Annotated in this window: 9 protein-coding genes; all 9 read left to right on the top strand. The window is 64.7% G+C overall.

The window, feature by feature from the left end; translation table 11 throughout:
- The coding region (locus tag Y710_RS19205) for a hypothetical protein (RefSeq protein ID WP_062368114.1) at positions 1-268 on the top strand (268 nt) is incomplete at its 5' end.
- A gap of 75 nt (positions 269-343) precedes the next feature.
- On the top strand, positions 344-658 hold the full coding sequence (locus Y710_RS18165; RefSeq protein WP_156479487.1) for a hypothetical protein: 315 nt from the start codon (positions 344-346) through the stop codon (positions 656-658).
- On the top strand, positions 651-1,205 hold the full coding sequence (locus tag Y710_RS18160; protein WP_156479486.1) for a hypothetical protein: 555 nt from the start codon (positions 651-653) through the stop codon (positions 1,203-1,205). The genes Y710_RS18165 and Y710_RS18160 overlap by 8 nt, the downstream gene beginning before the upstream one ends.
- Before the next feature lie 285 nt (positions 1,206-1,490).
- On the top strand, positions 1,491-1,706 hold the full coding sequence (locus tag Y710_RS18155) for a hypothetical protein (protein WP_062368111.1): 216 nt from the start codon (positions 1,491-1,493) through the stop codon (positions 1,704-1,706).
- A complete protein-coding gene (locus tag Y710_RS18835; RefSeq protein WP_156479485.1) occupies positions 1,703-2,029 on the top strand; it encodes a hypothetical protein in 327 nt (108 codons plus the stop codon). Before Y710_RS18155 ends, Y710_RS18835 begins: the two co-directional genes overlap by 4 nt.
- A complete protein-coding gene (locus Y710_RS18150) occupies positions 2,026-2,514 on the top strand; it encodes a hypothetical protein (RefSeq protein WP_062368110.1) in 489 nt (162 codons plus the stop codon). Before Y710_RS18835 ends, Y710_RS18150 begins: the two co-directional genes overlap by 4 nt.
- Positions 2,511-3,977, top strand: a complete 1,467-nt coding sequence (locus Y710_RS18145; protein ID WP_062368109.1) for a DNA cytosine methyltransferase — start codon at positions 2,511-2,513, stop codon at positions 3,975-3,977. The genes Y710_RS18150 and Y710_RS18145 overlap by 4 nt, the downstream gene beginning before the upstream one ends.
- Before the next feature lie 211 nt (positions 3,978-4,188).
- Positions 4,189-4,986, top strand: coding sequence for an HNH endonuclease (locus Y710_RS18140; RefSeq protein WP_231875784.1), 798 nt, complete (start codon positions 4,189-4,191; stop codon positions 4,984-4,986).
- A gap of 25 nt (positions 4,987-5,011) precedes the next feature.
- The coding region (locus Y710_RS18135; RefSeq protein WP_156479484.1) for a hypothetical protein at positions 5,012-5,889 on the top strand (878 nt) is incomplete at its 3' end.

The raw sequence follows: 5,889 nt of genomic DNA, 5'->3' as shown, positions 1-5,889 counted from the left end.
AGCCGTCGACGACGCACTCAACGAGCAGGGTTTCGCGGTCGTGGAACTGCCGAAGCCGACGTCCCGTGAGGACGACTACGAGGTAACGACCCGATGGGAAGATGCCATGCCTCACACAGTTGACGTGTGGGACAGCAACCGTGACGAGGTGGAGTTGTCGTACAACTTCGAGCCGTCCGAGCCGCTAACGCCGAGTAAAGCCCGCTACCTGGGTGCTGCCCTGCTCGCTGCTTCCGCTCACGCCGAGGCGGGTGAGCGTGGTGAGTGACCGTCCTGCTTGCCCCGAGTGTGGCGAGCCGTTGCTGTACCGAGACGGCTGCCTCGTATGCGGATGGAGCCGCCGATGACCGGCACTGGCCCCGCGAAGGTGGGTGACGTCCTCGACATGGGCGCGCCCGAACCGCCGAATGTCATCGGCGTCGAGTCGCTGGCGTGGGCGGACTACGGGTGGGGCGATGGGCCGACGCTCGCTGACGAATCCGCCGACGATGACCCCGAGGCCGAACTACTCAACTTCGGCAAGACCAGTGCACCGTCGATCGACGGCTACTGGAAGTTCTACCTCGGCGGCAAGACGTACATCGACTGGGAGACCATGCTGCGCCGGTTCGGGCCAGTCCGCGTCACCCACACCAGCAAGGAGAACTCCGATGACTGAACAGTTTCAGAACTTGAAAGAGTTGCCTGCGACCAGCGATGTTGTGCAGCGGGCACGGCAAGCACTCGACGGCCGGGAGATGGCTGTCGCATTGCGGACCGCGTATTTCCAGACGGCAGCAGGTGCGCGACTCAACTGCTCCGACGCTGGAGCCTGGGACCGCGCTGCTGAGGTGGCGGCCGACCTCGTGACCGACCTGCTCGGGCTGGTGGAGGTCACACTCCCGACCATCACCGCACAGAGAGACGACGCACTGGCCGAGGTCGAGAAGCTGCGGGCTGGCCGGGTAGCGGACGTCGAGCTGGTGAAGGCGTCATGGCGTGACATCACCGAAGCCGCTGGACTCGCATGGCGAGATGACGACCCCAGCATGGTTCCTGGGCTCATCGAGTCGATCGCAGACCTGCGCGCCGGCGTCGAGCGGGTGCGGGTGCTGGCAGCCGTATGGGACAAGCTCGGAGCGTACGACCTTCCATCTGCCCCGTACGCGCCTGGCTTCGCCGCAGCCCTCCGCAAAGCACTCGACGGGGAGGACGACCGTGGGTGACTTCACGTCCGCCGGCAGTACGTCCGGTGCCCGCACCCGAGGCACTCGTAGAACACAGTCGCAGACGGATACCCGGGCGGTGCACCCCACGAGCGGACCACGTTCCCGCGCACGATCTGCAATCCCAGATCCGACCACCGCAGACCGCAACCGTGGCAGTCGAGCGGCATCGTCGACACCCACCCACCACCGGGCGCCTCAACCACGCCCGGCGAATACCAGCACCACGACGACACCTCAACCACCCGCGCACGGTAGCGCCCACCACCGACAGGAACCACCCGCATGAGCCGTATCTCCGGTTGCACGACCGGTCTCACGATCGCCGGCACACCGCTGCCGTCACGAACCGAGCAGGGCGTCGAAATCGACCGCACCGACAACTGGGTGTACATCGAAATCCCGGTACCTCACCTCGGAGTCGTCGAATCCCTGTCGGTCGCCATCCCGATCGACCAGATCCGCGCATGGGCAGACCAGCACCTCGGCGGCACATCGTGACCAGGAAGCCATCGAAGACACGCGAACTCCGGGCATGGCTACGCGGCATCGGCGCTACGCACGTCGTCGTCGAAGGCCACACCGAACGCCGGCGCACCGTAACAGTCACCACCGCGTGCACTCTCGCCCGCGCATGCCAACCCGACGAAATCCGCATCATCCACTCGCGAAACCCCGCAATGGATACGGCCGTCGTCTGGAAGCACGACGACGGTGTCCGCCTCACCATCCACACCCCGACGATCGCCACCATCACCGACCACGACCGCGATGGGCGACCCGTCTACACCCACCAACCAGCACTGGAAGGACGACCCGCGTGACCAGACGTGAGTTCACCCCTGACGAGCACCGCACCATCACCATGCTGATCGCCGACGAATGCCCACCCGGCGAAATCGCCGCCACCATCGGCGTCCCGACCGCCTGGATCACCCGCCACTACCCCGAAGCGAAAGGCACGAAAGCCCAACTCAAGGACTGGCAGTCGTTGACGGCGATGGTCACCGAAACCGAACGCAAGTACTTCAACAAGCGCACCGGTCTGCCTGAGTTGCAGCGTGGCCGCGACTACGAACTCGAGCAGCAGCGGCGTGCGAAAGCTGAGAGGGATCGCCAGGCTCGACTGAACCGCATGAAGCCGCGCCACGAGTGGAGTGCCGCTGACCTTGCCACCGCCGAACGCATGCTGCGTGAGGGCGCCTCCTACAACCGGGTCGCCGAGCGTATCGGTGTCGCACGCCGCACCATCCAGAAGCGGTTCCCCGGCTACGGACACCCCGCCAAACGAAAGGCGGAAGCAGCATGAGCCTCACCCTCGCCGACTTCTTCTGCGGTGCCGGCGGATCCAGCACCGGCGCACTCATGGTCCCCGGCATCACCCTCCGCGCTGCAGCGAACCACTGGGACCGGGCGATCGAAACGCACGCCGTCAACCACCCCGACGCCGACCACATCCACGCCGACATCTCCCAGTACGAACCGTCACTGTTCCCGCGCACCGACCTCGGCTGGTTCTCGCCATCCTGCACGAAACACTCCGTCGCGCAGGGCAAGAAGATCCACGATGCGCAGCCAGACCTGTTCGGCGAAGTCCTCCCGGACGCCGCGGCCGAGCGGTCGCGGGCCACGATGTGGGACGTCGTCCGGTTCACCGAGTACCACGCGTACGAGGCGGTGATAGTCGAGAACGTCGTCGAGGTGACCAAGTGGCCGCCGTACACGGCGTGGCTCGCGGCGATGGACTCCCTCGGATACGACCACCAGCTGGTGATGCTCAACAGCATGCACGCCCAACTGCTCGGCCCCGGCGCACCACAGAGCCGGGATCGCTTCTACTGCGTGTTCTGGCGCAAGGGCAACCGACGCCCGGACCTACACCACCTAACCCGACCGCACGCCGTCTGCCCGACCTGCGGACCCGTCCGGGCGATGCAGTCGTGGAAGAAGCCCGACAACACGATCGGGAAGTACCGGTCGCAGTACGTGTACCGCTGCCCGAACGTCACCTGCCGTAACGCGATCGTCGAGCCGATCGTCCGGCCGGCCGCCGACATCATCGACTGGACGCTCGAGGGGCAGCGGATCGGGGACCGCGCCCGGCCGCTCGCCGACAAGACGATGAAACGGATCCAGGCCGGGATCGACCGGTACTGGGCGCCGCTGTTGGTTCCTGTCGAGGGACGTGATGGCAAGGTCGCGCGGCCGACGGATGAGCCGATGCGGACGGCGACCGCGCGCAACGAGACCGGATTCACGGTCCCGTGTGGCGGAACGTGGCGCACCGAGCCCGCATCGCTGGCCGACCCGCTCCCGACACGCACCACAGTCGAGACCGACGGCCTCGCGTTCCTCGCCCAGTTCCGGGAACGGAACCGTCTCCTCGACCCCCATACGGAGCCGCTGACGACCGTCGTCGCCGACGGTGCCGGGCAGATGCTCGTCCGGCCTTCGGATGCGTTCATTGCCGAACTCCGCGGTGGCGGCAGCACTGCGCGTCCGGTCACGGATCCGCTCGCCACTGTCACCGCGTCCGGCAACCATCACGGTCTGGTCGCGCGCCACAACGAGGGCGGCACGGTCGACATCGACGACGTCCGGTTCCGAATGCTCGAGCCGTCGGAGTACTCGCGGGCTATGGACTTCCCGGCCGACTACCGGATGCTCGGCACCAGACGCGAACAGGTTCGCCTCGCAGGTAACGCGGTCACGCCGCCCGCCGCACGCGACCTCATCTCGGTCGTCGCTGAATCCCTCGGAGTCGTCGCATGACCCCGCTTTGGTCCCTCGGCGAGGGCATGCTGCGCGCACCGAACGAGAGAAGAGCGGAGGAACCGTAGTGGCATCGACCGGCAAAGACCACGCCAGAACGCTCGAACATTCGTGCAAACGTGCTGGTAGAATGGGTTTCACAATCGAAAATCGGCCCAGGCGGTGCTACCAACACCGTGATCCTGGGCCTAACCACTGCAAAGGAGTGGCTGTGACTGAGCGTACCCGTAAGCCTGTCTCGAAACGTCTCCGCTACGAGGTTCTTCGCCGCGATAATCACACCTGTCGGTACTGCGGAGCATCCGCGCCAGACGTCCAACTCACTGTCGATCACGTCCTCCCGGTCGCGCTTGGTGGTGACAACTCTCCCGGAAATCTCGTCGCGTCATGCCGTGACTGCAACGCCGGCAAGACGTCATCAGCACCCGATGCGCCGATGGTGGAGCAAGTCAACGAAGACGCCATCCGTTGGGCGCGTGCGATGCAGACAGTCCTGGCCCGTCGTGCCGCAGACCGCGAGAACCGCCGACTGAACCACGACGCATTCCGTGCGATGTGGGACGCCTGGACGTTCCGTGGAGAAACCTTCGACCTCGCCGCGGACTGGCGCACCACGATCGATCGACACATGGACAACGGCCTAGACATGGAGGACTTCGACGAACTGATCGATGTCGCTATGACGTCCAAGTCTCGTGACCCGTGGAAGTACTTCAACGGATGCTGCTGGCGACGACTCGACGACATCCACAATGACATCGCAGCCGAGATCCAGTCTGTCGATGAAGCCGATGTGCCGCCGTGGGAGAGGCCTGTCCGGACATCCTGGACAGAATCCGACGTCGACCGCGAGATTCGCGAGATGGAAGCGGAGATCGGCCATGAGATTCCGCCGATGCAGCACTGCAACCACGACGACCCCTCATCGTGCACCGATCAGATGTGCCGCTTTCAGCACTGCGTAGGAATCACGGCGATCATCCTCTCCCGGAGAATCGCCGATGCCTAGAGAGTTTGCGAAGGCGTGGTTCTCGATGTTCACCGACGACGACTTCGCCTGTCAGGACTCGGGGGACAAGTGGCTGTACATGGTGCTGCTTGGGCAGCCGGCGTTGAACTACGCCGGTGTTCAGCCGATGAATATGCGTCGCTGGCAGAGGGCTATGCGTGATGTGAGCGGGACTGTGCCGTCTGAGGCTGAGATGCATGTGCGTCTGAACCGTATGGAGCGTCGTCGGTACGTGTTCGTCGACCCGGATACGGGGGAGACGTTGGTTCGGACGTTCATGCGGTCGGATGGTGTGGCGCGGCAGCCGAATGTGCTGAAGTCTGCGCTGCGGGCGTTGGCTCACGTGGAGTCTCCGAAGCTGGCTTCGGTGCTTGCGTCTGAGCTTGATCAGTTGGTGATGCCGGAAGTGAAGTCGGACAAGGTCGCGGACGATATTGCTGCGTTGAATGGTGCGGCTCGAACCCATCTCGAAGGGTTAGCGGAAGGGTTTGCCGAACCCTTCCCGGAACCCTTCCCGGAAGGGTTACCCGAACCCTTAGCGGAAGGGTTCCAGCGACCTGGGGAAACGGAACCCTTCCCGGAACCCTTCCCGGAAGGGTTAGAGGAAGGGTCGGTTGTGGTTCAGGTTGGGGTTGTAAGTACTGACCCAGCGTTGAAAGTTGGGGAGTACGCGTGCGCGCGCGACGACGATCCCACGAAGACACCCAGCAGCCCCGGATCGGCAACGAACCCTGACCATGAGCCGCCATCCCGGTGCACCGAGCATCGCGACCTGCCGGCGGACGTGCGAGTGCCACCATGCGGACCGTGCGCGAACTTCCGGAAGGCGCACGAGCGGTGGACTGAACGGCAGTCGAGAAGAGCGGCAGAACTCCGGAGGAGCTTGTCAACTTTTCCGTGTAA

Origin of the sequence: Gordonia sp. QH-12 (assembly GCF_001578675.1) — a bacterium.
In the GTDB taxonomy this organism is placed as follows: domain Bacteria; phylum Actinomycetota; class Actinomycetes; order Mycobacteriales; family Mycobacteriaceae; genus Gordonia; species Gordonia sihwensis.
Note: the sequence above shows the minus strand (reverse complement) of the source record. Positions and strands in the feature narration are given on the sequence as shown.

Bases quoted from the DNA above. Each gene is read 5' to 3' on its own strand.
- Y710_RS18165 (WP_156479487.1), top strand. From the start codon at position 344: ATGACCGGCACTGGCCCCGCGAAGGTGGGTGACGTCCTCGACATGGGC.
- Y710_RS18160 (WP_156479486.1), top strand. From the start codon at position 651: ATGACTGAACAGTTTCAGAACTTGAAAGAGTTGCCTGCGACCAGCGAT.
- Y710_RS18155 (WP_062368111.1), top strand. From the start codon at position 1,491: ATGAGCCGTATCTCCGGTTGCACGACCGGTCTCACGATCGCCGGCACA.
- Y710_RS18145 (WP_062368109.1), top strand. From the start codon at position 2,511: ATGAGCCTCACCCTCGCCGACTTCTTCTGCGGTGCCGGCGGATCCAGC.